This window comes from Streptomyces sp. NPDC048560 (assembly GCF_040650955.1).
GTDB lineage: Bacteria > Actinomycetota > Actinomycetes > Streptomycetales > Streptomycetaceae > Streptomyces.
Genome location: NZ_JBEZIJ010000002.1, coordinates 174738 through 196222 on the forward strand (window position 1 = coordinate 174738; position 21485 = coordinate 196222).

The 21485-nt window shown below is 71.8% G+C and carries 22 protein-coding genes; 10 read left to right on the top strand and 12 right to left on the bottom strand.

Translation table 11 applies throughout. The features are described from left to right. Positions 1 to 4: 4 nt before the first annotated feature. From AB0C82_RS07580 to AB0C82_RS07590, 3 genes are read right to left on the bottom strand one after another with little or no spacing between them, the layout of a single operon-like run. A complete protein-coding gene (locus AB0C82_RS07580) occupies positions 5 to 1177 on the bottom strand; it encodes a cytochrome P450 (RefSeq protein WP_362837385.1) in 1173 nt (390 codons plus the stop codon). 27 nt (positions 1178 to 1204) lie between these two features. Further along, positions 1205 to 1927 carry a response regulator transcription factor gene (locus tag AB0C82_RS07585; protein WP_362837387.1) on the bottom strand — a complete coding sequence of 241 codons (723 nt, stop codon included), beginning with the start codon at positions 1925 to 1927 and terminating at the stop codon, positions 1205 to 1207. Further along, positions 1924 to 3141, bottom strand: a complete 1218-nt coding sequence (locus tag AB0C82_RS07590; RefSeq protein ID WP_362837389.1) for a histidine kinase — start codon at positions 3139 to 3141, stop codon at positions 1924 to 1926. The genes AB0C82_RS07585 and AB0C82_RS07590 overlap by 4 nt, the downstream gene beginning before the upstream one ends. 146 nt (positions 3142 to 3287) lie before the next feature. On the opposite strand from AB0C82_RS07590, the gene AB0C82_RS07595 reads away from it, so the two are divergent. Further along, on the top strand, positions 3288 to 3491 hold the full coding sequence (locus AB0C82_RS07595; RefSeq protein WP_362837391.1) for a hypothetical protein: 204 nt from the start codon (positions 3288 to 3290) through the stop codon (positions 3489 to 3491). 177 nt (positions 3492 to 3668) lie between these two features. On the opposite strand, the gene AB0C82_RS07600 is transcribed toward AB0C82_RS07595, so the two are convergent. Then, entirely contained in the window at positions 3669 to 4598 is a 930-nt protein-coding gene (locus tag AB0C82_RS07600) for a DMT family transporter (protein ID WP_362837393.1), read from the bottom strand. Positions 4599 to 4993: 395 nt separating this feature from the next. Between AB0C82_RS07600 and AB0C82_RS07605 the strand changes: the two genes are divergently transcribed. Together AB0C82_RS07605 and AB0C82_RS07610 are read left to right on the top strand one after the other, a co-directional pair. Then, positions 4994 to 5734 (top strand): SDR family oxidoreductase, encoded by a 741-nt coding sequence (locus AB0C82_RS07605; protein WP_362837395.1) that lies wholly within the window; start codon positions 4994 to 4996, stop codon positions 5732 to 5734. Between the two features lie 109 nt (positions 5735 to 5843). After that, the gene (locus tag AB0C82_RS07610) at positions 5844 to 6674 is read left to right on the top strand and encodes an aldo/keto reductase (RefSeq protein WP_362837397.1); all 831 of its coding nucleotides are present in this window, start codon (positions 5844 to 5846) and stop codon (positions 6672 to 6674) included. A gap of 142 nt (positions 6675 to 6816) precedes the next feature. Here the strand turns inward: AB0C82_RS07610 and AB0C82_RS07615 are convergent, their stop codons facing one another. The 3 genes from AB0C82_RS07615 to allB all read right to left on the bottom strand — a co-directional run bounded on the left by AB0C82_RS07615 (position 6817) and on the right by allB (position 9712). Further along, complete coding sequence (locus AB0C82_RS07615) at positions 6817 to 7146, bottom strand: putative quinol monooxygenase (RefSeq protein ID WP_362837399.1); 330 nt, start codon at positions 7144 to 7146, stop codon at positions 6817 to 6819. 104 nt (positions 7147 to 7250) lie between these two features. Further along, a complete protein-coding gene (gene alc / locus AB0C82_RS07620; protein ID WP_362837401.1) occupies positions 7251 to 8366 on the bottom strand; it encodes an allantoicase in 1116 nt (371 codons plus the stop codon). 2 nt (positions 8367 to 8368) lie between these two features. Beyond that, entirely contained in the window at positions 8369 to 9712 is a 1344-nt protein-coding gene (allB, locus tag AB0C82_RS07625) for an allantoinase AllB (protein WP_362837403.1), read from the bottom strand. A 361-nt stretch (positions 9713 to 10073) separates the two neighbouring features. Between allB and AB0C82_RS07630 the strand changes: the two genes are divergently transcribed. After that, on the top strand, positions 10074 to 10874 hold the full coding sequence (locus AB0C82_RS07630) for an IclR family transcriptional regulator (protein ID WP_362837405.1): 801 nt from the start codon (positions 10074 to 10076) through the stop codon (positions 10872 to 10874). Positions 10875 to 10950: 76 nt separating this feature from the next. On the opposite strand, the gene AB0C82_RS07635 is transcribed toward AB0C82_RS07630, so the two are convergent. Continuing rightward, entirely contained in the window at positions 10951 to 11616 is a 666-nt protein-coding gene (locus tag AB0C82_RS07635) for an ABC transporter ATP-binding protein (RefSeq protein WP_362837407.1), read from the bottom strand. Then, entirely contained in the window at positions 11613 to 12704 is a 1092-nt protein-coding gene (locus tag AB0C82_RS07640; protein ID WP_362837409.1) for an ABC transporter permease, read from the bottom strand. Before AB0C82_RS07640 ends, AB0C82_RS07635 begins: the two co-directional genes overlap by 4 nt. 110 nt (positions 12705 to 12814) lie before the next feature. On the opposite strand from AB0C82_RS07640, the gene AB0C82_RS07645 reads away from it, so the two are divergent. Then, complete coding sequence (locus tag AB0C82_RS07645; RefSeq protein WP_362837411.1) at positions 12815 to 14023, top strand: sensor histidine kinase; 1209 nt, start codon at positions 12815 to 12817, stop codon at positions 14021 to 14023. Beyond that, complete coding sequence (locus AB0C82_RS07650; protein ID WP_362837413.1) at positions 14020 to 14652, top strand: response regulator transcription factor; 633 nt, start codon at positions 14020 to 14022, stop codon at positions 14650 to 14652. The genes AB0C82_RS07645 and AB0C82_RS07650 overlap by 4 nt, the downstream gene beginning before the upstream one ends. Positions 14653 to 14674: 22 nt before the next feature. Here AB0C82_RS07650 and AB0C82_RS07655 read toward each other — a convergent pair whose 3' ends face one another. After that, on the bottom strand, positions 14675 to 14980 hold the full coding sequence (locus tag AB0C82_RS07655; RefSeq protein WP_362837415.1) for a DUF5955 family protein: 306 nt from the start codon (positions 14978 to 14980) through the stop codon (positions 14675 to 14677). A gap of 224 nt (positions 14981 to 15204) precedes the next feature. On the opposite strand from AB0C82_RS07655, the gene AB0C82_RS07660 reads away from it, so the two are divergent. After that, on the top strand, positions 15205 to 15810 hold the full coding sequence (locus AB0C82_RS07660; protein ID WP_362837417.1) for a nucleotidyltransferase family protein: 606 nt from the start codon (positions 15205 to 15207) through the stop codon (positions 15808 to 15810). Between the two features lie 273 nt (positions 15811 to 16083). After that, positions 16084 to 17703, top strand: a complete 1620-nt coding sequence (gene aceB / locus AB0C82_RS07665) for a malate synthase A (RefSeq protein WP_362837419.1) — start codon at positions 16084 to 16086, stop codon at positions 17701 to 17703. Between the two features lie 104 nt (positions 17704 to 17807). Here the strand turns inward: aceB and AB0C82_RS07670 are convergent, their stop codons facing one another. Continuing rightward, the gene (locus tag AB0C82_RS07670) at positions 17808 to 18770 is read right to left on the bottom strand and encodes a fibronectin type III domain-containing protein (protein ID WP_362838374.1); all 963 of its coding nucleotides are present in this window, start codon (positions 18768 to 18770) and stop codon (positions 17808 to 17810) included. A 158-nt stretch (positions 18771 to 18928) separates the two neighbouring features. On the opposite strand from AB0C82_RS07670, the gene AB0C82_RS07675 reads away from it, so the two are divergent. Continuing rightward, on the top strand, positions 18929 to 19534 hold the full coding sequence (locus AB0C82_RS07675) for a TIGR03086 family metal-binding protein (RefSeq protein ID WP_362837421.1): 606 nt from the start codon (positions 18929 to 18931) through the stop codon (positions 19532 to 19534). A gap of 102 nt (positions 19535 to 19636) precedes the next feature. Here AB0C82_RS07675 and AB0C82_RS07680 read toward each other — a convergent pair whose 3' ends face one another. Beyond that, positions 19637 to 20320 (bottom strand): alpha/beta hydrolase, encoded by a 684-nt coding sequence (locus AB0C82_RS07680; protein ID WP_362837423.1) that lies wholly within the window; start codon positions 20318 to 20320, stop codon positions 19637 to 19639. A gap of 62 nt (positions 20321 to 20382) precedes the next feature. Between AB0C82_RS07680 and AB0C82_RS07685 the strand changes: the two genes are divergently transcribed. Then, on the top strand, positions 20383 to 21207 hold the full coding sequence (locus tag AB0C82_RS07685; protein WP_362837425.1) for a chitosanase: 825 nt from the start codon (positions 20383 to 20385) through the stop codon (positions 21205 to 21207). Positions 21208 to 21485: the final 278 nt, after the last annotated feature.

The window sequence follows — 21485 nt, forward strand, 5'->3', positions numbered from 1 at the left end:
TACCTCACCAGATCACCGGCAACCGTCTGACCCCTCTCATCAGCAGGCCGGGCAGCCAGTCGGGCTCGCCGCCCCGCGGGTCACGGGCGAGTTCCGGGCACCGCTCAAGCAGCCTCCGGATCGCGATCCGCCCCTCCATACGGGCCAGCGGGGCGCCCAGGCAGAAGTGGATGCCGTGGCCGAAGGCCAGGTGCCCCCTCGCCTCACGGCGGATGTCGAAGGTGTCGGGCTCCGGATAGCGGCCTGGGTCGCGGTCGGCGGAGGCCAGGGCGACGAGCACCGCCTCGCCCGCCGGAATGAGGGTCGGGCCGATCCTGACCGGTTCCCGGGTGAAGCGGAAGGTCGCGGTCTCCACCGGACCGTCGTAACGGAGCATCTCCTCGACCGCCCCGTCGATGAGACCCGGGTCCGCCCGGAGCAGGGCGAGCTGGTCCGGGTGGTCCAGGAGTGCGCGTACACCGTTGGAGATGAGGTTGACGGTCGTCTCGTGGCCCGCCACGAGCAACAGGAAAGCCATGCCGACGAGTTCGTCGGGGGACAGCCGGTCGCCCCCGTCGTCGCGTGCCTCGATGAGGGCGCTCATCAGGTCCTGGCCGGGTGTACGGCGCTTGTCCTCGATCAGATCGACGAGATAGGCGCCCATCGCGCGGACCGCCTCGCCCTCCTGCTCGGCCGAGGAGGGCGCGACGATGCTCCCGGACATCAGCCGGAAGGCGTCACGGCCGAGGTCCGGCACTCCGATGAGTTCGCAGATGACCGTCATGGGCAGCGGGAAGGCCAGTGCGTCCACGAGGTCGGCCCGCCCGGCGGGGAGCATCGCGTCGAGCAGCTGACCGGTGACCTGCTCGACGCGCGGCCGCAGCGCCTCGACCCGGCGTGCGGTGAACTCACGGGCGACGAGTTTGCGCAGCCTGGTGTGGTGCGGTGCGTCCATCTCCAGCATGTTCGCGTTGATCGAGCCGGCAGTGGCCGACCAGTTGCCGCCCGTGCGCCAGTTCTTGCTGAAGCGCTGGTCCGCGAGGGCGGCCCTGGCCTCCTCGTAGCCGACGATCAGCCAGATACGGTCGAAGCCGTCGGTGCGGATCGTGTGCACCGGGCCCTCCGCGCGCAGCTTCGCGTAGTACGGATACGGGTTCGCCGTGAAGTCGTGCGCTTCCCTCAGATCGACCATGGTCATGGCCGGCCCCCTTCCGGTCCGATCCGTTCAGCGTATGCCGCCGCCGTCGGCCGAGTCCTCGTCGAGCAGCCCTGCGTCGTGGATCAACAGTGCGATCTGGACACGGTTGTTGAGCCCGAGCTTGGCCAGGATGCGGGAGACGTGTGTCTTCACGGTCGCCACGCTGAGGTAGAGCGCACCGGCGATCTCCGCGTTGGAAGCACCCCCTCCGACCGCGAGTGCCACCGCCTGTTCACGGTCGGCGAGTCCGGCGAACCGTTGCCGCGCCCGGTCCGTGCGGCCCGCCCGGTCGTCCGGGGCGCCGCCCGCGGCGCGGACCATGAGCCGGCGGGTGACGGCCGGCGAGAGCACGGGGTCACCGGCGGCGACACGGAGAACGGAGTCCATGATCTGAGCGGGAGGCGTGTCTTTCAGGACAAAGCCTGCGGCTCCGGCGCGGATCGCCCGGAGCACCTGCTCGTCGGCGTGGAAGGTGGTGAGGACGACGACTTCGGGGGCGTTCGGGCGCCGCCGTACGGCCTCGGTCGCGGTGAGCCCGTCCATGACGGGCATCCGGATGTCCATCAGCACGACGTCGGGGTGCAGCCGGTCGACGAGTTCCACGACCTCGCTGCCGTCCGCACCCTCCCCGACGATGTCGATGGCCTCGGCCCCGCCGAGCATCAGGGTGAGCCCGGCCCGTACGAGCGGGTCGTCGTCGACGATGAGCAGCCGGACCGGTCGCGCCACCGGGGGCGTCGGGGTAGTCATGCGGCCCACGGTAGCCAGGCCCGGACGCCGAACCCGCCGTCGGGTTCCGGGCCGTGGCCGAGGTGACCACCGGCGAGGGTGGCCCGTTCGGTGAGGCCGATGAGGCCCTGGCCCGAGCCGGGGACCCGCTCGAAGGGTTCCGTGGGGGCGGGGTTGCGGGCCTCGACGGCGAGCCCCTCACCGGGGCCGCCGGTCAGGGTGAGGGAGACCTCCGTGCCGGGCGCGTGTTTACGGGCGTTGGTGAGGCACTCCTGGGCGATGCGGTAGACGGTGCGGCCGAGGGCGGCCGGGGCGGAGGCCGGGTCGGCGACGCGGTTGTCGAGGGTGACCTTCATGCCGGCGAGACGGGACTCGGCAACCAGGGCGTCCAGGCTCAGGAGGGTGGGCTGCGGCCGGTCGCTCTCGTCGCCCTCCCCGGGGGCGCGCAGGACGCCGATGATCTCGCGGAGGTCCTGGAGCGCCTCGCGGGCGCTGTCCCTGATCACTCCGGCGGCCCTGGCGACCTCGGCCGGTGGCGCGTCGGGGCGGAACTCCAGGGCGCCCGCGTGGACGCTGAGGAGCGTCAGCCGGTGGGCGAGTACGTCGTGCATCTCGCGCGCGATGGCCTCGCGGGCCAGTCGCTGGGCCTGTTCGGCACGGAGCTCCGCCTCGGCCTCGGCGCGGTGGGCCCGTTCGCGCAGCGTGATCACGAGCTGGCGTCCGGAGCGCACGATCATGCCCCAGCTGAGGACCAGCAGGATGAGCAGGACGCCGATGAGGGTGGAGGCGATGAACGAGAGACCCGGGTCGGGGCGCAGCCACGGTTGCAGCGGCGCGACGGCCAGGGCGCCGGCGCCGACGAGAGCGACCGGCCGGAACGGCCGGTGCACGGCCAGGCTGAACAGCGCGATCAGCAGGGCGCCTGCGGCGACGGGTTCGACGATGCCGACGAGCGTGAGGATCACGGCGAGCGGGACGGGCCACCGTCTGCGGACCCACAGCGCACAGCAGGCCGCGGTCCCGATCAGTGCGTCGGCGAGGACGACCGCGTCCGGTGTCGTCGAGTCCGCCTCGATCGTGCCGATGGCGAGCATCCCGACACCCGCGGCGCAGAGGAAGGCGGTGATGTCGACCGCCTGGTCCCGCAGCGTCCGGCGCGCCCTGCCCCGGTCGCCGGGCAGCTCGGGGCCGGCCGTCGCCGAGGGCAGGAGCCGGCGGTACTCCGTTCGCGTCATATCGACAAAGCTACGCAGCCAGGAGGCCGGGAACGGGCTTCCGGCGTGGAGGAGAGACCGAAGTCGTACGGCTTGGAGACTTTCGGCGCGGCCTCGCAGACCGGTGGCCGACGCGGGCCCCGAAGCGCACGGGCGAGGCTCGGCGCATGAAGAAATTGGTCGAGTCGGTGGGCTTCATCGTCTTCGTTCAGGGCGTGGCCGGACTGCTGCACGAATGGACGGGGTGGTTCCGGCTCTGGGCGGTGGTGCGGCGGATCGACTTCCTCAGCGAGAACCAGACGTTCGCCCACGCCGTGCTGGTCGTGACGGGTGTCGCGGTGATGGTCGCGGCCGACTCGATCAAGGAGTGAGGGGTGCGGTCCCTTGAGGGCTGTCCCGTAATCCCTGGTGGATCAGCGCGCGGCGCCAGATGCGGTGCATCACAAGGCGGAGGGACGTCCGCGTACCGGATGTATTCGGGCGTTCCGACAACGCGGCGAGGTGCCGTAGCTGTCGTCGTGCGCCCGCCAGGGGTTACGGGACAGCCCTCAGGGGGTGGCGGCGGCTCTGTCCGCGCTGCGACGCCCCCATGCCGTGCCGGCCAGCACCAGCCCGGCTCCCACCACCGCGAGCACGCCGAGCCGCTCACCGCCGATCGAGATGCCCACGGCCGCCGCCCACAGCGGTTCCGTACCGAGCAGCAGGCTGACCCGGGACGGTGAGGTGCGGCGTACGGACCACATCTGCACGAAGAAGGCGAAGAGCGTGCAGAAGACGGAGAGGAACACCAGCCCGGCCCACTCGCGGACGCCGAAGTCGGCGGCGACGGTCCACGGTGCCGCGCCGGTTCCGGGCAGGGCCGCGAGAACGGCGAAGACGGCGACGGCGCCGCCCAGCTGGACCGTGGTCAGCGACAGCGAGTCCGCTTCCTGCACCGACTTGATCCGGGCCATCAGCAGGACGTGGACGGTACGGGCGACGGCGGCGAGGAGCATGAGGACATCCCCCGTCGAGGGGCTGGTGAAGCCGCCCCCCTGGGTGAGGAGGAGCACTCCCGCGACCGAGAGGCCGGCTGCCGCGAGGAAGGCCCTGGGGGGCCTGATCCTCGTCACGGCGGCCTCCGCGAGCGGCGTGAAGATCATCGTGAGGCTGATGATGAGCCCGGCGTTGGTGGCCGAGGTGTGGACCACGCCGTACGTCTCCAGCAGAAAGATCCCGCTGAGGACGAGCCCGAGGAGACCGGCGCCGCGCCACTGCGCCGCGCTCAGCGCCCGGAGCCTGCGCCACCCGGCGGCCACGAGGACGGGTAGCACTATCGCGAACCGCAGGACGAGCACGGCGACGACGGTGTGGGTCGTCGTGATGCCCTTGGCCGCGAGATAGCTCGACCCCCAGACGGCGGCGACGACCAGCACGGGCAGATCGGTGACCCAAGCGCGGCGCGGGGGCGCCAGGGCGGGCACGGCAACGGCGGACACCTGGTGCTCCTTGTTCTCCACAGCGGAATCAATGTGTGGAGACCTCACCGGCTCGCACGCTGAACGATCACCGTACCGGCGGGTGCGGTCTGCGGGAACACCCGTCTCACCGGCCGGATCCGGCCGCCGGGACGGACGGTGTGGCGCCCGGTGGGCAGCGGTCCCGGCGCGCCGGCCCTCATGAACCGGCCGGCCGGCCACGTCACTCGGAGTGGGCCGTCGAGGAAGCCGGCGTCGTTCACGAGCGGACTCCCGTGCCGGTGGGGGAAGCCGGACTCCCCGTCGCCCACGCGCACAGTGGGCGTCCGTTTCCCGCCGGTATCCATGGCCCGCGAGGACTTTCCTGGTTCTTGTCGCCGGTACGGCGGCGCTCACCGAGCGGCAGGGAATCCGACATGACCAGCAGCAGCAACAGGACCGCACTCGTCACCGGCGGCAGCCGGGGCATCGGCGCCGCCACCGCCATCCGGCTGGCGCAGGACGGCGCCGACGTGGCGCTGACCTACGTGCGGGACGAGGCGGCTGCCCAGGCCGTCGTCCGGAAGATCGAGGGCTACGGCCGCCGGGCCGTCGCCCTGCGCGCCGACGCCTCGGACGCGGCATCGCCCGCAGCGGCCGTGAACGCCGCCGCCGACGCCCTCGGCGGGCTCGACATCCTCGTCAACAACGCCGGGATCGGCATCCTCGGGCCCATCACCTCGCTCACGGACGCCGACATCGACCGAACCCTCGCCGTGAACGTGCGGGCGGTGTTCCTCGCCTGCCGTGCCGCGGCGGGCCGGATGAGCGACGGCGGCCGCATCATCTCGGTCGGTACGGCCCTGAGCAGGCACACGGGCGGGCCCGGCGCGACGCTCTACACGATGAGCAAGTCCGCCCTCGCGGGTCTCACCAAGCCGCTCGCGCGTGAGCTCGGCCCGCGGGGCATCACGGTGAACCTGATCCAGCCCGGCCCGGTCGACACCGACCTCAACCCGGCCGGCGGTCCGTTCGCGGCGGGCCAGCGGGCGGCCACCACGCTGGACCGGTTCGGCACGGCGGACGAGGTCGCCTCCCTGATCGCATACCTCGCGAGCGAGGACGCGGCGTACATCACCGGTACGGAGGTGGTGGTGGACGGCGGCCACGCCGCGTAACCCCGGGGCCCTGGCCGCCGGGCGGGGCGGGGCGGGCAGTTCCCGGCCTGCCCCGACCGGTGGTCCGTCCTACGCTGGCCGGGTAGCCACGCGAACGGAAAGGGAGATCATGTCCGGGATTCCGGCACACACCCTCAACGACGGCCGCACGGTCCCCGCGGTCGGTCTCGGCACCTGGCCGCTGGACGACGCCGAAGCCGAGAAGGCGGTGGCCGGGGCGCTCGGCCTCGGCTACCGGCTCGTCGACACCGCCCTGAACTACGGCAACGAGACGGGCACCGGGCGCGGGATCGCCCGGAGCGGTGTGCCGCGCGAAGACGTCTTCGTCACGACGAAGGTGCCGGGGCGGCATCACGGTTACGAGGAGACGCTCGCGTCGTTCGAGGAGTCCCGGAGCAATCTCGGGCTCGACTACGTCGATCTGTATCTGATCCACTGGCCGCTGCCGCAGGTCGGCAAGTACCTGGAGACCTGGAGGGCGCTGATCAAGCTCCGTGAGGAGGGGCTCGTCCGCTCCATCGGAGTCTCCAACTTCACGGCGGCCCACCTCGATCATCTCCAGCAGGAGACGGGAGTGGTGCCGGCCGTGAACCAGATCGAGATGCATCCGCTGCTGCCCCAGGAGGAGTTGCGGGCGGTGCACCGCGCGAAGGGCATCGTGACGGAGAGCTGGAGCCCGCTGGCCCGGGGCCGCGAGGTGCTGGCGGCCCCGGGTGTCGTGGCGGCCGCCGAGGCGCACGGGGTGACCACCGGCCAGGTGGTGCTGCGCTGGCACGTCCAGGTCGGCGCGGTGCCGATCCCCAAGTCGGCCGACGCGGGGCGGCAGCGCGAGAACCTCGACCTGTTCGGGTTCGAGCTGGCGCCGGACGAGCTCACGCGGATCGCGCCGGGCCGCGAGCGCCGCTTCGGCGGCGATCCGGAGACGCACGAGGAGTTCTGACCCCCGCCCCGCGACCGGGGCGGGGTCCGGCGCGGACGCGTCAGCCGTTGCGCGGCGGGTCCGGCGCGGACGCGTCAGCCGTTGCGCGGCGGGTCCGGCGCGGACGCGTCAGCCGTTGCGCGGCGGGTCCGGCGCGGACGCGTCAGCGGTTGCGGGGCGTGACCTCGGCCATGCGGCCCCAGCTCTCCCCCGGCACCTCGACGTTGATGATCTCCGGAATCTCGGAGACCAGCTCGGACATCGTGTCCATCGCCGCCGCGAAGTGCGCGGACTTCACATGCGCCTCGCCCGCCTCCGGCGAGGCGAAGGCTTCGAGCAGGACGAACTGGTCCGGGTTCTCGACGCTGTACGACCACTCGAAGAAGAGGTTGCCCGGTTCCATGCGGGTGGCCAGGGTGAACTCGTCGACGGCAGGGAGCCAGTTGTCCCGCTCGGCGCTGCGCACGGTGAACTTGACGGCGATGAAGATCATGGCGACTCCTGGTCGGTACGTCCGGCGGATCTCCCATTCAAGCCCGTTCGGTCATCGAGGACAAAACGGCACCTGCCAGGACACGCCGGACGTACCGCGCCCGCTCAGCCTCCCAGTTCGCGGTGGCGTGCGGCGAGCGCCGCCGCCCCGTCCTCGGTCAGCGAGCCGAAGAGCCGCAGCCTGGAGATTCCGCCGTCCGGGAAGATGTCGATCCGGACGTGGGTACCGACGACCGGCTCCGGCAGGACGAAACGGTGGTTGGTGTCGGGCTGCAGCCGGGTCCGGAGCAGGACTTCGGCCCACTCGCCGGTGTCCCCGTCCCGGACCGAGAGCGTCGCCCAGCCCGCCGAGTTGCCCTTGAGGTAGGCGGTGTCGATCTCCACGGCACCGATGCGCGACTGCGCGGCCAGCCGGTAGCGGATCCAGTCGTTGCCCCGGTCGCGCCGGCGCCGGGTCTCCCAGCCGTCGTCCATCTTGTGGGAGCGGCCGGGCTGGATGGTGTTCGTGGCCGGGGAGTAGAAGCGGTCGGAGGCGTCCTCGACCTGGGTGCCGTTCTCCAGGGCCGCCAGGTCGAAGGTGCCGAGTGCGGCGAGCCAGACGGGGTCGGGCGCCACTTCCCCGTACACCCGGAGCCGGGCTATCCCGCCGTCCGGGTGCTGGTTGACCCGCAGGTGGGTGAAGCGCTGTTCGGCCTCGACGAGGAACCCGTTGGCAGCGTGACCGCCAACGGCCGTGCGGGGGACGAGGGTTGTCCACTTCACGTCAGGGGCGAGCAGTTCCTCGGGCGAAGGGGAGCCGGGCAGGGAGACCGCCTGGACGGAGACCGCCTGCGGGTAGTTCCCCCGGAAGTGCGCGGTGTCCACGACCAGACCGCGTACGACGCCGGGCGCCCCGAGCCGGACGAGCGCCCAGTCGTGGTCCTCGTCGGTGGGGTGCGGCTGCGCGGCGCTCACGCCGCGGCGCCGGCGGGTCTCCCAGCCGTCCATGATCTTGCCCTTGTGGCCGAAGCGCTCGGGGTCGAAGACGGCGGGTCCGTGCTTGAGCAGGTTCTCGCGCTCGGCGAAGAACTCGTCGTTGGCGGCGATCACTCCCGCGCCGAGACGGCGGTCGGCGAGATCGACGAGCTGGGTGAAGGGGAAGTCCGCGGTGCGGTAGTCGGCGTACGGGTCGCCACCGCCGTACGGGCTCGCGTCACCGGTGAAGTGCGGGATCGCCGTCATGGTCAGAAGTTCCTTTCGAGCAGGCGGCCGGTGGGTCCGGCGAGGACTCCCCGGTCCGCGATCCGTACGCCGCGCAGCCAGGTGGACTTCACGACGCCGTGCAGGGTCCTGCCCGCGTAGGCGGTGACCTGGTTGCGGTGGAAGAGCTCGGCGGGGTCGACGGTGAAGGTGCCGTCGGGGTCGAGGACGGCGAAGTCGGCGTCGCGGCCTGCCTCGATGGCGCCCTTGCGGTCCAGTCCCGCCAGTTCGGCGGGGGCGGCGGACATCCAGCGCACCACGTCGTCGAGGGTGTGGCCGCGCCTGCGGGCCTCGGTCCAGATGGCGGGGAGGCCGAGCTGGAGGGAGGAGATGCCGCCCCACGCGGAGGCGAAGTCCGGCGTCTTGAGGTCGGTGGTGCAGGGCGAGTGGTCGGAGACGACGCAGTCGATCGTGCCGTCGGCGAGTCCCTGCCACAGAGCGTCCTGGTTGGCGGCCTCCCGGATGGGCGGGCAGCACTTGAACTCCGTCGCCCTGTCAGGGACCTCCTCGGCGGTGAGGGTGAGGAAGTGCGGGCAGGACTCGACGGTGACGCGGACGCCCTCGCGCTTCGCGGCGGCGATCGGCTCCAGCGCGTCGCTGGACGACAGGTGGAGCACGTGGACGCGGGCGTTCAGTCGCCTGGCGTGCGCGATGAGGCCGGCGATCGCGGTGTTCTCCGCGTCGCGGGGACGGGAGGCGAGGAAGTCGGCGTACGCGGGACCGCCTCGCTGCGGGGCCGCCTCCAGGTGGTGCGGGTCCTCGGCATGCACGATCAGGAGGCCGCCGAGGTCCGAGATCTCGGCCATGGTGCGGGCCAGCTGATCCTGGTCGAGCTCCGGGAACTCCTCGACGCCCGAGGGGGACAGGAAGCACTTGAAGCCGAAGACCCCGGCCTCGTACAGCGGGCGCAGGTCCTTCGTGTTGGTGGGGATCGCGCCGCCCCAGAAGCCCGTGTCGACGTGCACCTTGGGGGCGGCCACCCGCTGCTTGGTGCGCAGGTGGTCCACGGTGGTGGTCGGCGGGAGGGAGTTGAGCGGCATGTCGAGGAGGGTGGTGATGCCGCCGGCGGCGGCTGCCCGGGTGGCGGTGGAGAAGCCTTCCCACTCGGTGCGGCCGGGGTCGTTCACATGCACGTGGGTGTCGACGAGGCCGGGCATCAGGACGTCGTCGCCGAAGTCCTCCAGGCGGGCGCCGTGGGGCACCTCGGTGTCGTACGGAAGGACGGCGGCGATCGTCCCGTCGGCGACGGCGACCGTCGCTGGGCGCGTGCCCTCAGGGGTGACGACGCGCGTCGAGCGCAGTACCAGCTTCACTTCCGCACCGGACACCCGTGCTCCTCACTTCGTGGTGGAAACGAAACTCGAAGGTTTCAACGAACTGTTGTTTCAACGAACTGTTGAAGGAGTCTTCATCGGGGAGCCGCCCTCGTCAAGACCTTCACTCTGCTCGCCCGGCGGCAAGTCGACCACCCGTGAGGGGAACTAGATGTTTCCACGAAGTAAAAGCCTAATTCCGCAGCGCGGAATGTAGCATGGACCAGGAAGGGCCCCGGGTGCGTGCTGCGCCGACCTGCGGCACCTGGACAAAACAGCCCCTGACCGGCAAGGACGCCCTCCGGGAACAGTGGGCCGATCGGGAACCGCCCGGTAGGCTGGCGCCTTGCTGTTCCGCATCGAAAGGACCGTTGACGTGCCGCCGTCCCACGCCAGCACATCCGACTCCAAGCCCGCCGGCCCCAGCGGCGGTGTGCAGTCCCTTGAACGCGCCTTCGATCTGCTGGAACGGATGGCGGACGCCGGGGGCGAGGTCGGGCTGAGTGAGCTCTCCGCGAGCAGCGGACTGCCCCTGCCCACCATCCACCGGCTGATGCGCACCCTGGTCGTGTGCGGCTACGTCCGCCAGCAGCCCAACCGCCGCTACGCGCTCGGCCCCCGGCTGATCCGCCTCGGCGAGTCCGCGTCCCGGCTGCTCGGCACCTGGGCCCGCCCGTACCTCCAGCGCCTGGTCGAGGAGACCGGCGAGACGGCGAACATGGCCCTGCTGGACGGCGACGAGATCGTGTACGTCGCCCAGGTCCCCTCGAAGCACTCGATGCGCATGTTCACCGAGGTGGGGCGCCGGGTCCTCCCCCACTCCACGGGCGTGGGCAAGGCCCTCCTGGCGAACACCCCGGCCGACGAGGTGCGGGCCCTGCTCGCCCGTACGGGAATGCCGGCGGCGACCGAGAAGACCATCACCACCCCGGACGGCTTCCTCGACGCGCTCGACCTGGTACGCAGGGCCGGTTACGCGGTCGACGACAACGAGCAGGAGATCGGGGTCCGCTGCCTGGCGGTCTCCGTGCCCAACTCCCCCACCTCTGCGGCGATCTCGATCTCGGGCCCGGCGGGCCGGGTGACGGAGGCGGCGACGGAGCGGATCGTGCCGATCCTCCAGCAGATCGCGAAGGAACTCTCCGAGGCACTGGCGAGCAGCGGCGCCACGAGCTGAGGCCGCAGGCCACTGAACGTCATGACCTCCGGTCGCCGCCGCGGGCCCGACGGGTGCCGGGCCCGCGGCGGCGTTCTCACGTCAGGCGGCCGTCGCGCATCACGGCGACCCGGTCCATCCGCTCCAGGTGGGCGCGGTCGTGCGTGACGAGCACCGTCGCCGTCGACCGCTCCCTGGTGAGGGTGGCCAGCAGATCCAGCACCGCGGCGCCCCGTTCGTGATCGAGTGCGCTCGTCGGCTCGTCGACGAGCAGGAGTGAGGGCTCGTTCATCAGGGCCCGCGCGATGTTGACCCGCTGGCGCTGGCCGCCCGACAGCTGGTGCGGCCTGCGGTCCGCCTTGTCGGCGAGACCCACGGCGTCCAGGAGCTCCAGGGCCCGTGCCCGCGCCGGACGCACCGGCCCGCGTGACAGATGGGCCATCACCTGGAGCTGCTCGGCGGCGGTCAGGGAAGGCAGCAGGTTGGGCTGCTGGAAGACGATGCCGATGTGCTCGCGGCGCAGGGCCGCCTTGTCGGCGGCGCTGAGCCCCGCGGTCTCCGTACCGGCCACGACGGTCTTTCCGCTGTCCGGGGTGACGAGCGTGGCGGCCACCGCGAGGAGGCTCGACTTCCCGGAGCCGGACGGTCCGACGACGGCGGCGAGCGAACCTCCGGGGACGTCCAGGGAGACCTGGTCGAGCGCGGTGAGCCGGCCGTCCCCGTCGGGGTAGGTGAGGGTGACGTCGACAAGGGTGAGGGTCATCGGGCACTCCCGAGCGCGGTGAGCGGATCGACGGCGGTGATCCGCCTGATGGACAGGGCCGCGCCGAGCGCCCCGAGGACGGTCATGACGGCCGCCGGTACGAGCACGGTCGCCAGGTCGAGGACGAACGGCACCGTGCCGCCGCCGATGAACGCGCCGATGCCCGTAGCGAGCGCGGCGCCCAGGCCCGTACCGATCACGAGCACGGCCACGGCCTGGCCCAGAGCGTCGCGCAGCAGATACGCCGTGGAGGCACCCAGCGCCTTGAGTACGGCGACGTCACCGGAGCGCTGGATCGTCCACACGGTGAAGAAGGCACCGATGACGAGGGCGGAGATGGCGAAGAGGAAGCCGCGCATCAGCTGGAGCGAGCCGTTCTCGGCCTGGTAGGAGCCGATCGCGGTGAGGGATTCCGCGACGGTGTGCGAGCTGGTGCCGGCCGCCCTGTCGCCTGCCGCGACGTCCACCTCACCGGTGGTGCGCAGGGCGATGACCGTGGCCCGCTGCTCCGTACGGCCGCCCTGGTCACCGAGCCGCTGCCAGTCGGCGAGGGAGGTCCACACGACCGGCGTATGGCTGTACGAGGCGTCTCCGGCGACGGCGGCGACGCTCAGCTCGACGCCGCCGAGCCGTACCTGGTCACCGGTCGCCACTCCCAGGTCATCCGCGGCCTTCTCCGACAGCACCGCCTTTCCCGCGCCCGGACGTACGCCTTCGGGTCCGAGTCCGCCGTCCGGCTCGACGCCGAAGGCGGAGACCGCGGCGGTCCGCCCGCCCGCGAGCGTGGCGGCGTTCACCGTCCGGATGCCGAGCGGCCGGGCCTCGGCGACACCGGGCCGCTCGGCCCAGGTGCGCCAGGCGCGTTCCTGGACGGCCGAATCGGTGAAGGACACGGAGCGGCCGTCGGGTGGGGCTGCGAAGGCCAGACGGTCGGCGTCCAGCCCGGTGACGGCCGAGGTGTTCTCCCTGGCCAGGCCGGCCGTGAGCCCGGACAGCAGGCCGACGAGCAGCGTGATCAGTACGACGACGGTGCCCATGAGCGCGAACCGCCCCTTGGCGAATGCCAGATCTCTCCATGCGACGAACATGACTCCAGCCTCACGTCGCGGACCCGCACGGACATCGCGCGGGGGAAGGGCCGAACATCAACCTTTCGATTGACTGCCCGCCGGACCCGCGCGTCTACGCTGGACGGACCATGGATTCGCGTTCGCATATGCCGGTCACCGCCGCACTGCGCCTCTGCCTGCACGGCTTGCTCGCCGGGCTGCTGGGCCTCGTCGCGCTGCGCGCGGCCAGTGACGACGCCCCGCACGCCACCGCCGTCGTGGTGGTGACCTGCCTGATGGCAGCCGTGTACGCGGCAGGCGTCCTGGCCCCGGCCGTGCAGCCGCGAAGCCGCGCCGCGGCCCTCTGGCTGACGGTGCTCGGCGCGGTCTGGCTGGCGCTGCTCGTGCTCTCGCCGAACGCTCTGTGGGTGGCGTTCCCCCTCTACTTTCTCCAGCTGCACCTCCTCCCGGTGCGCTGGGCCCTGCCCGCCGTGGCGGTGACCGCGCTCGCTGCGATCACGAGTTTCGTACTGCACGGCCAGGAGACGACGCCTGGCACGTTCATCGGTCCGCTGCTCGGTGCGGCCGTCGCCGTCGCGACGGTGCTCGGTTACGAAGCGCTGTTCCGGGAGAGCGAACGGCGTCGCGAGCTGATCGAGGAACTGGTCGCGACGCGGGAGGAGCTGGCCGTCGCGGAGCGCACGGCGGGAACCCTCGCCGAACGGGAACGGCTGGCCCGGGAGATCCACGACACCCTGGCACAGGGCCTGTCCAGCATCCAGCTGCTCCTGCGCGCGGCCGAGCGCTCGCTGCCCGCCGAGGGGACGGCCACGGCCCACGTCCGTCAGGCGCGCGAGGCGGCCCAGGACAACCTGGCCGAGGCCCGCCGTTTCGTACGCGCCCTGAGCCCGCCCGACCTGGAGCACGGCTCGCTGGCCGCAGCCCTGGAACGCCTCCGCGGCCGCACCGGGTCCCCCGGCCTCATCGTGCAGTTCGCGGTGAGCGGCACCCCGGTGGAGCTGCCCACGCCCTACGAGGTGGCGTTGCTCCGTACCGCGCAGTCGGCGCTGGCCAACGCGGTGCAGCACGCCGGAGCGGACCGGGTGGAGATGACGCTCAGCTTCATGGACACCTCGGTGTCCCTGGACGTGGTGGACGACGGCCGAGGCTTCGAGCCGGGCGCCGTATCCGCGCCGGCCTCCGGTGACGGCGGCTTCGGGCTGCCCGCGATGCGGTCCCGGGCCCGTTCGCTGGGCGGCACCCTGAGCGTCGAGTCCGCCCCCGGCCAGGGCACAGCGGTCGCGGTGACGCTGCCTCTTCCTCTTCCGCTCCCGCACTCCACGGAGGACGCCGCATGAGTACGCCGATCCGTCTGCTGCTCGCCGACGACCATCCGGTGGTGCGGGCGGGGCTGCGTGCCGTGCTCGACACCGAGCCGGACTTCCGGGTCGCGGCCGAGGCGGCGACCGCCGAGGAGGCCGTGGCCCTCGCCGCGACGGGTGCCTTCGACGTGGTCCTGATGGATCTGCAGTTCGGTGCGGGGATGCACGGCTCACAGGCGACGGCCGCGATCACCGGATCGCCCGGCGCGCCCCGGGTGCTGATCCTCACCACGTACGACTCCGACGCGGACATCCTGGCCGCCGTGGAGGCGGGCGCGAGCGGCTATCTGCTGAAGGACGCGCCACCGGAGGAACTGGCGGCGGCGGTGCGCACGGCGGCCGCCGGCCGCTCGGCGCTCGCCCCCGCGGTCGCGCACCGGCTGATGGACCGGATGCGGACGCCGTCGGAGGCCCTCACCAAGCGTGAGCTGGAGGTTCTCCAGCTCGTGGGCGAAGGGCTCTCCAACCAGCAGGTCAGCAAGCGGCTGTTCCTCAGCCAGGCGACGGTGAAGTCCCATCTGGTGCACATCTACGCCAAGCTGGGCGTGGACTCGCGCACCTCGGCGGTCGCGGCGGCGACGGCACGCCGTCTGATCCGCCGCTGACCCTGCCTCCCCCGGGAGCGGTTCAGCGGCGCGGTGGCTCCCCGAAGAGGTCCACCGCGTTCCGTACGTCCCTGAGCCCGGGGGCCAGGGCGCTGACCGAGCCGATCGCCCCCGCGATCAGCAGCAGTGAGCGGCGCAGCCGGGGAGTCTCCGGGGCGCCGCTGACCGCCATGGCGTCCAGCGCCGCGAGCTCGTCCTCGGCGATACCCCGGTCCGGGAAGTCCACGGGATGTCCGGCCAGTTCACGGCGGAGCCGGGAGACGGCCGTCCGCAGTCCCGTCACCCTCGGGTCTTCCCCGCCACGTCCGGTCACCCGCTTCTGCCCCACGCTTCGCAACAAAGCACTCCCCCTCGCACACCTTTGTGCCGGTGTTCCGACCGCCTTGTGCCGGTGTTTCGACCAAGCCCCGGGCCGTGGTCAAGTGCCTGGGGTTGTCGGCAAGTTAACGCCATGAAAGGTGGCGCGCGCCACTCCATGGACAGAATTGACGGTTGCCCCCGGGGGTGACGCGTGTTTCGCCTGTGCGAACGGTGCGGTGGTATCCAGGGCCCATGTCTCCTACATCAGAGAACCCGGTGATCGCCGGTGTCCTGCTCGCCGCGGGTGGCGGCCGCCGGCTCGGCGGCCGGCCGAAGGCGCTGCTGCCGCACCGCGGCCGTCCCCTGGTCGAGTACGCCCTCCGGGTCCTGCGCGACGGGGGGTGCGGTCCGCTCCACGTGGTGCTGGGCGCGGCCGCCGAAGACGTACGGGCGCGGGCCGATCTGACCGGGTGTGTGGTGACCGACAACCCGGAGTGGGAGCAGGGCATGGGCTCCTCCCTGCGGGCAGGACTCGGGGCGCTCGCCGGGACGGGGGCGGACGCGGCACTGGTGCTCCTGGTGGATCAGCCGGGGATCGGGGCGCAGGCGGTGGCGCGGGTGAGGTCGGCGTACCGCGCGCGGTCGAGCCTTGCCGCCGCCTCGTACGACGGGGAGCGCGGCCATCCGGTGCTGTTCGGCGCCGACCGCTGGGCGGACATCGCGGAGGCGGCCGTCGGGGATCAGGGGGCGCGCGCGTACCTGCGGGCGCACCGCGATGCGATCACGCTCGTCGAGTGTTCCGATGTGGCTCAGGCGTACGACATCGACACGCCGGAGGACCTGACGCGCCTGGAGTGACCGCAGCCCTGGAATGGCGGGAACGTACGGACCGTGCCCGCCCTGGCACGCCGCGCCATCGGTGTCCCACGTATGTCGACCCGGAGAATCTCGATATCAACAAACCATTGAACTTCCACCATGAGGAAACTACTATCCACTGGTCAGAAGCGCTTTGAACCCCAGACGGCGCCCACGGCCGCATCTCGGAGCCTTGGCACGCCGTGCCGTCCCAGGCGTCCCGGCGGCCGTGAGAGGCCGCTCGCGCACCGCCCGCTGAAGGAGTGACAGCTCATGTCCGCACCAGCGCCGTCCACGCTGGCCATCGTCGATGCCGAGCCCCTGCCCCGGCAGGACGAGGTCCTGACCCCCGCGGCCCTCGCGTTCGTGGCCGAGCTGCACCGGCGGTTCACGCCCCGCCGTGACGAGCTCCTCACCCGCAGGGGCGAGCGCCGCGCCGAGATCGCACGCACCTCCACCCTCGACTTCCTCCCGGAGACCGCACAGCTCCGCGAGGACGACTCCTGGAAGGTCGCACCGGCCCCGGCCGCGCTCGACGACCGCCGGGTGGAGATCACCGGTCCGACCGACCGCAAGATGACCATCAATGCCCTGAACTCGGGCGCCAAGGTCTGGCTCGCCGACTTCGAGGACGCGTCCGCCCCCACGTGGGAGAACGTCATCCTCGGCCAGCTCAACCTGACCGACGCCTACAACCGCGCGATCGACTTCACCGACCCGAAGTCGGGCAAGTCCTACGCACTGGGGCCCGCCGACGAACTCGCGACGGTCGTCATGCGCCCGCGCGGCTGGCACCTGAACGAGCGCCACCTCCAGTTCGACGGCACCCCGGTGCCCGGTGCGCTGGTCGACTTCGGCCTCTACTTCTTCCACAACGCCCAGCGTCTGATCGACCTCGGCAAGGGCCCGTACTTCTACCTCCCGAAGACGGAGTCGCACCTGGAGGCCCGCCTCTGGAACGACATCTTCGTCTTCGCCCAGGACTACGCCGGCATCCCGCAGGGCACGGTCCGCGCGACCGTGCTGATCGAGACGATCACCGCCGCGTACGAGATGGAGGAGATCCTCTACGAGCTCCGCGACCACGCCTCCGGGCTGAACGCGGGCCGCTGGGACTACCTCTTCTCCATCGTCAAGAACTTCCGCGACGGCGGCTCGAAGTTCGTGCTCCCCGACCGCAACCTCGTCACGATGACCGCCCCGTTCATGCGGGCGTACACCGAACTCCTGGTGCGCACCTGCCACAAGCGCGGCGCCCACGCGATCGGCGGCATGGCCGCCTTCATCCCGTCGCGCCGCGACGCGGAGGTCAACAAGGTCGCCTTCGAGAAGGTCAAGGCGGACAAGGACCGCGAGGCCCACGACGGCTTCGACGGCTCCTGGGTCGCCCACCCCGACCTCGTGCCGATCGCCATGGCCTCCTTCGACGCCGTCCTCGGCGAGAAGCCGAACCAGAAGGACCGCCTGCGCGAGGACGTCACCGTGGCTCCCGGCGACCTGATCGCCATCGACACCCTGGACGCCAGGCCCACGTACGAGGGCCTCCAGAACGCCGTCGCGGTCGGCATCCGCTACATCGAGGCCTGGCTTCGCGGCATGGGCGCGGTCGCCATCTTCAACCTGATGGAGGACGCCGCCACCGCCGAGATCTCGCGCTCGCAGATCTGGCAGTGGATCAACGCGGACGTGGTCTTCGAGAACGGCGAACACGCCACGGCGGACCTGGCCCGCAGGATCGCCGCCGAGGAACTCGGCACGATCCGCGCGGAGATCGGCGACGAGCAGTTCGCAGCGGGCAAGTGGCAGGAGGCCCACGACCTCCTGCTCCAGGTCTCCCTGGACCAGGACTACGCGGACTTCCTGACGCTGCCGGCGTACGAGCAGCTGCGCTGACGCGTGTCGCGCAGGTCGACGCACCTCTCCTGGCGCCCCTGTGGCACCGGGAGCGGTGCGGACACGGCCTGGACCGACGCGTCCGAGCGCCCCGCCACCGCCCGTCAGCCCGGCAGGACGACCGTGCGCTGTGCGGAGAAGTCGCCCCAGGTGCCGTCGGGCAGTTTGGCGCGGATCTTCAGTGAGTAGCGGGTGCCGGGCGGATCGCCGAGCGTCAGACGGTAGGTCGCGCGGCCCTTCGGCGGAGTGCCGCCCCAGACGATCGTCGTGGTCATCTTCCCGTTGAGGTGGAGCTGGTACGCGGGGATCTCGCCGCCGGTGTCCGGCTGGTCCCAGGACAGGCCGACGACGTACTCCTCGCCCTCCTTGGTCAGCGCCGTCCGCAGACCGGTGGGGGCGGTGCTCGCGGGTGCTCCGGGGGCGGAAGCAGTGGTGAGGTCGACGGCCTCGCTGTCGGGTGAGGACTTCTCGGCGGCGTCACGGGCCCGGACAGTGAACGTGTACACGGTGCCCGGGCGCAGTCCGCTCACCCGGGCCTCGGTCTCCGTGCCCGGCACCGTGTGGATCCGGGAGTCCTCCTGGTAGATGTCGTACGCGGTGACGGCCACGTCGTCCGTCGAGGCGCCCCAGGACAGCGTGGCGGCGCGGCTGCCGTCCGCGGCGGCGCGCAGTTTCACGGGCGTGGTGGGGACCCTGGTGTCCGAGGGGGCGGGGACGGGGGTGGTGACCCGCGCGACGGCGCTCGGCCGGGACAGGTTTCCGGCGCCGTCGCGGGCCCGGACGGTGAAGGTGTACGCCGTCGCCGCGGTCAGGCCGTCGATGTCGGTCATCCGCTTCGCGGCCGGTACGGAGACGGCCTTCTCGCCCTCGCGGTAGATCTCGTACCCGGTGATCGCCTTGTTGTCGGACGCGTGCTCCCACATGACGTGCACGGAGGTGGCGCTGCCGGCCTGCGCCGTCACTCCGCGGGGAGCCGTAGGTTTCTGCGTGTCGGCGCTCGCGGTGCCTGCGCACGAAGTGAGCGCGGCGAGGAGCAGGGCGGTGGAACAGGTCAACACGGCGTGCATGTGGGGGCGTTGCACGGTCCTGCCTTCCCCTTCGGGAGCAATGGTCCAGACCTGTATGCCATGGTGCGGGGGTCGCCGACAAGAGGGCCGAACGGAACGTTCCGCAATGTGCCGGTGTGGCCGCGATGAGTTCCGGGCGCCGCGAGGGTCTGACAGATATGGACACGCACAGCACGACCCAGCCCGCCCTCGATCTGAAGTCGGCCGCCGAGCAGATCCTGGCGCTGCTCGGTTCCATCGAGGACCGACAGCTCGACGGCCCGACCCCGTGCCCCGATTACGCCGTTCGGGAGCTGGTCGCCCACCTCGTCGGGCTCACCACGGCCTTCCGTGACGCCGCCAGGAAGGATTTCGGAACGACGACCGACACAGCGCCGGCCTCGGCGCTCCCGGTGCTCGACGCGGACTGGCGCGAGGCGCTGCCGCGCCTGCTCGCCGAACTGGTGGAGGCATGGCACTCCCCCGCCGCACGGGAAGGCATGACCCGGGCCGGCGGCGTGGATCTGCCGGGCGAGGTGGCCGGCCTGGTGGCGCTCAACGAGCTGGTCATCCACGGCTGGGACCTGGCACGCTCGACCGGGCAGGAGTTCCGGGCCGATGAGGCGGATCTGCGCTCGTCGGAAGCGATGCTGACACCGGCGGAGGGCGACCCCGGGGGCTCGGACATCTTCGGTCCGCCGGTGCCCGTACCGGCCGACGCGCCGCTCCTCGACCGGGTGATCGGCCTGAGCGGCCGGCGGCCCGACTGGCGGCCGGGCGACTGAGACCGGGCCCGGCTGGTCGTGGGGCGCGGGCCGGGCGTTGTGGTGCGCGGGCCGGGCGGTGTGAGGCACGGGCCGGGCGGCTGAAGCCGGATGAGGCGCGGCTCAGCTCGTGAAGAACTCGGTGATCTCGTGCGCCACCCGGTCCGCGAGCGTCTCGTGGAGCCGGTGGCCGCCCGCGACCGTGACCATCCTGCAGTCCGGGATCAGCGACGCCGTCTCGGACAGCCACTCCTGCGGCATCGCGCTCGAAGGGCCACCCGAGATGATCATGGTCTGGGCCACGATCTCACCGAGCCCCTCGGCCCACGCGGGATCCGGGTCCGCGAGCTGGCCGAGCACCGCCGGAACCACGCGCTCGTCGTAGTCGACCGGCCCTTCGGGGAGCGGCAGCGGGCTCTCCTCGCCGGGGAACGGCGGCGGGGTCTCGATCAGCACGAGCCGCTCCACCCGGTCCGAGTGCTCGTGGGCCAGGAGCTGGGCCACGACGCCGCCCATCGAGTGGCCGACCAGGCCGACCCGGTCGAGCTCGCACTCGTCGAGGAACCCGACGACGTCCTCACACATCTGGCCGAGCGCGTACTCGTCCGGCCAGTCGCTCTCCCCGTGCCCCCGCAGGTCCAGGGCGTACACCCGCCACTCGGCGCCGAGCAGGCCGCCGAGCGCCTCCCAGTCCGCGGCGGAGCCGCCGAGACCGTGCAGCAGGACGACGGGCGAGCCGAACGGGTCGCCCCAGGCCCGGTACGCCAACCGCACATCGCCGACATCCACGACCGAATGGTCTTCCATGCCTCCGACGCTACAACGCCGGGACTCCCGGAGCCGCCGCCCCGGCCTGGCACGCTTGACCCGTGAAGCACACCGTTCGCTCCCTCGTCGCAACCACCGTCATGACCGCCGTGATGGCCGTGTCGGCCCTGACCGGCTGCTCCGGATCAGGCGGTTCCGCCCCGGAGACCGACCTCGACGATCCGGCGAAGAAGCAGCTCGCCATGCGGCTGGTGTCCAGTGCGGAGAACTCCTCGCTGGACTGGAAGGCGCAGTACAAGTACATCGAGGACATCGGTGACGGCCGCGGCTACACCGCCGGCATCATCGGATTCTGCTCCGGCACCGGAGACATGCTGGCCGTGGTCGAGCGGTACGCGGCGGCCCGGCCCGGCAACCCCCTGGAGCGGTACCTGCCCGCGCTGCGAGCCGTCAACGGCAGCGACGCGCACACGGGACTCGGCCGCCCGTTCACCGAGGCGTGGGCGAAGGCCGCCACCGATCCGGCGTTCCGGTCGGCGCAGGACGCGGAGCGGGACCACTCCTACTTCGACCCGGCGGTCGAGCGGGCGAAGGGCGACGGGCTCAGCGCCCTGGGCCAGTTCATCTACTACGACGCCTACGTGATGCACGGTTTGGGGGACACGGACGGCTCGGTCGGCTTCGCCTCGATACGACGCGCGGCGCTCGCGAAGGCCGATCCGCCCGCACGGGGCGGCGACGAGGAGGCGTATCTCCACGCCTTCCTGGACGCCCGTGTGGCCGCGATCGCCAAGGAGCCGTCCCACACGGACACCAGCCGTGTCGAGACCGCCCAACGGGTGTTCGTACGCGAGGGCAATCTCCAGCTGGAGACTCCGCTGCGATGGCGGGTGTACGGCGAGAGCTACCACGTCGACGGCCGCTGAACCCTTCGGAGTCCGGCGCTCGGAGCACAGGTCCACGTAGCCGTGTGCGCCGGTCACGACGTGGCGGCCGGGGCCCCGCACCGCGTATGCGCGCGGTGCGGGGCCTTCGCGTGGGACGTGCGGGCGGCGCGTGCGACTGGGGCGGCCCGCATGGCGACCAGGGACCCAGCGCCACCGGACGGATTATCGGCTCATCTTCGGCGCGGGGGTGTACCGCACTCACGCGCCCCTGATAGGAAAGCTTCCTAACAGAAGAAGGGCACGACGAACTCCCTCTG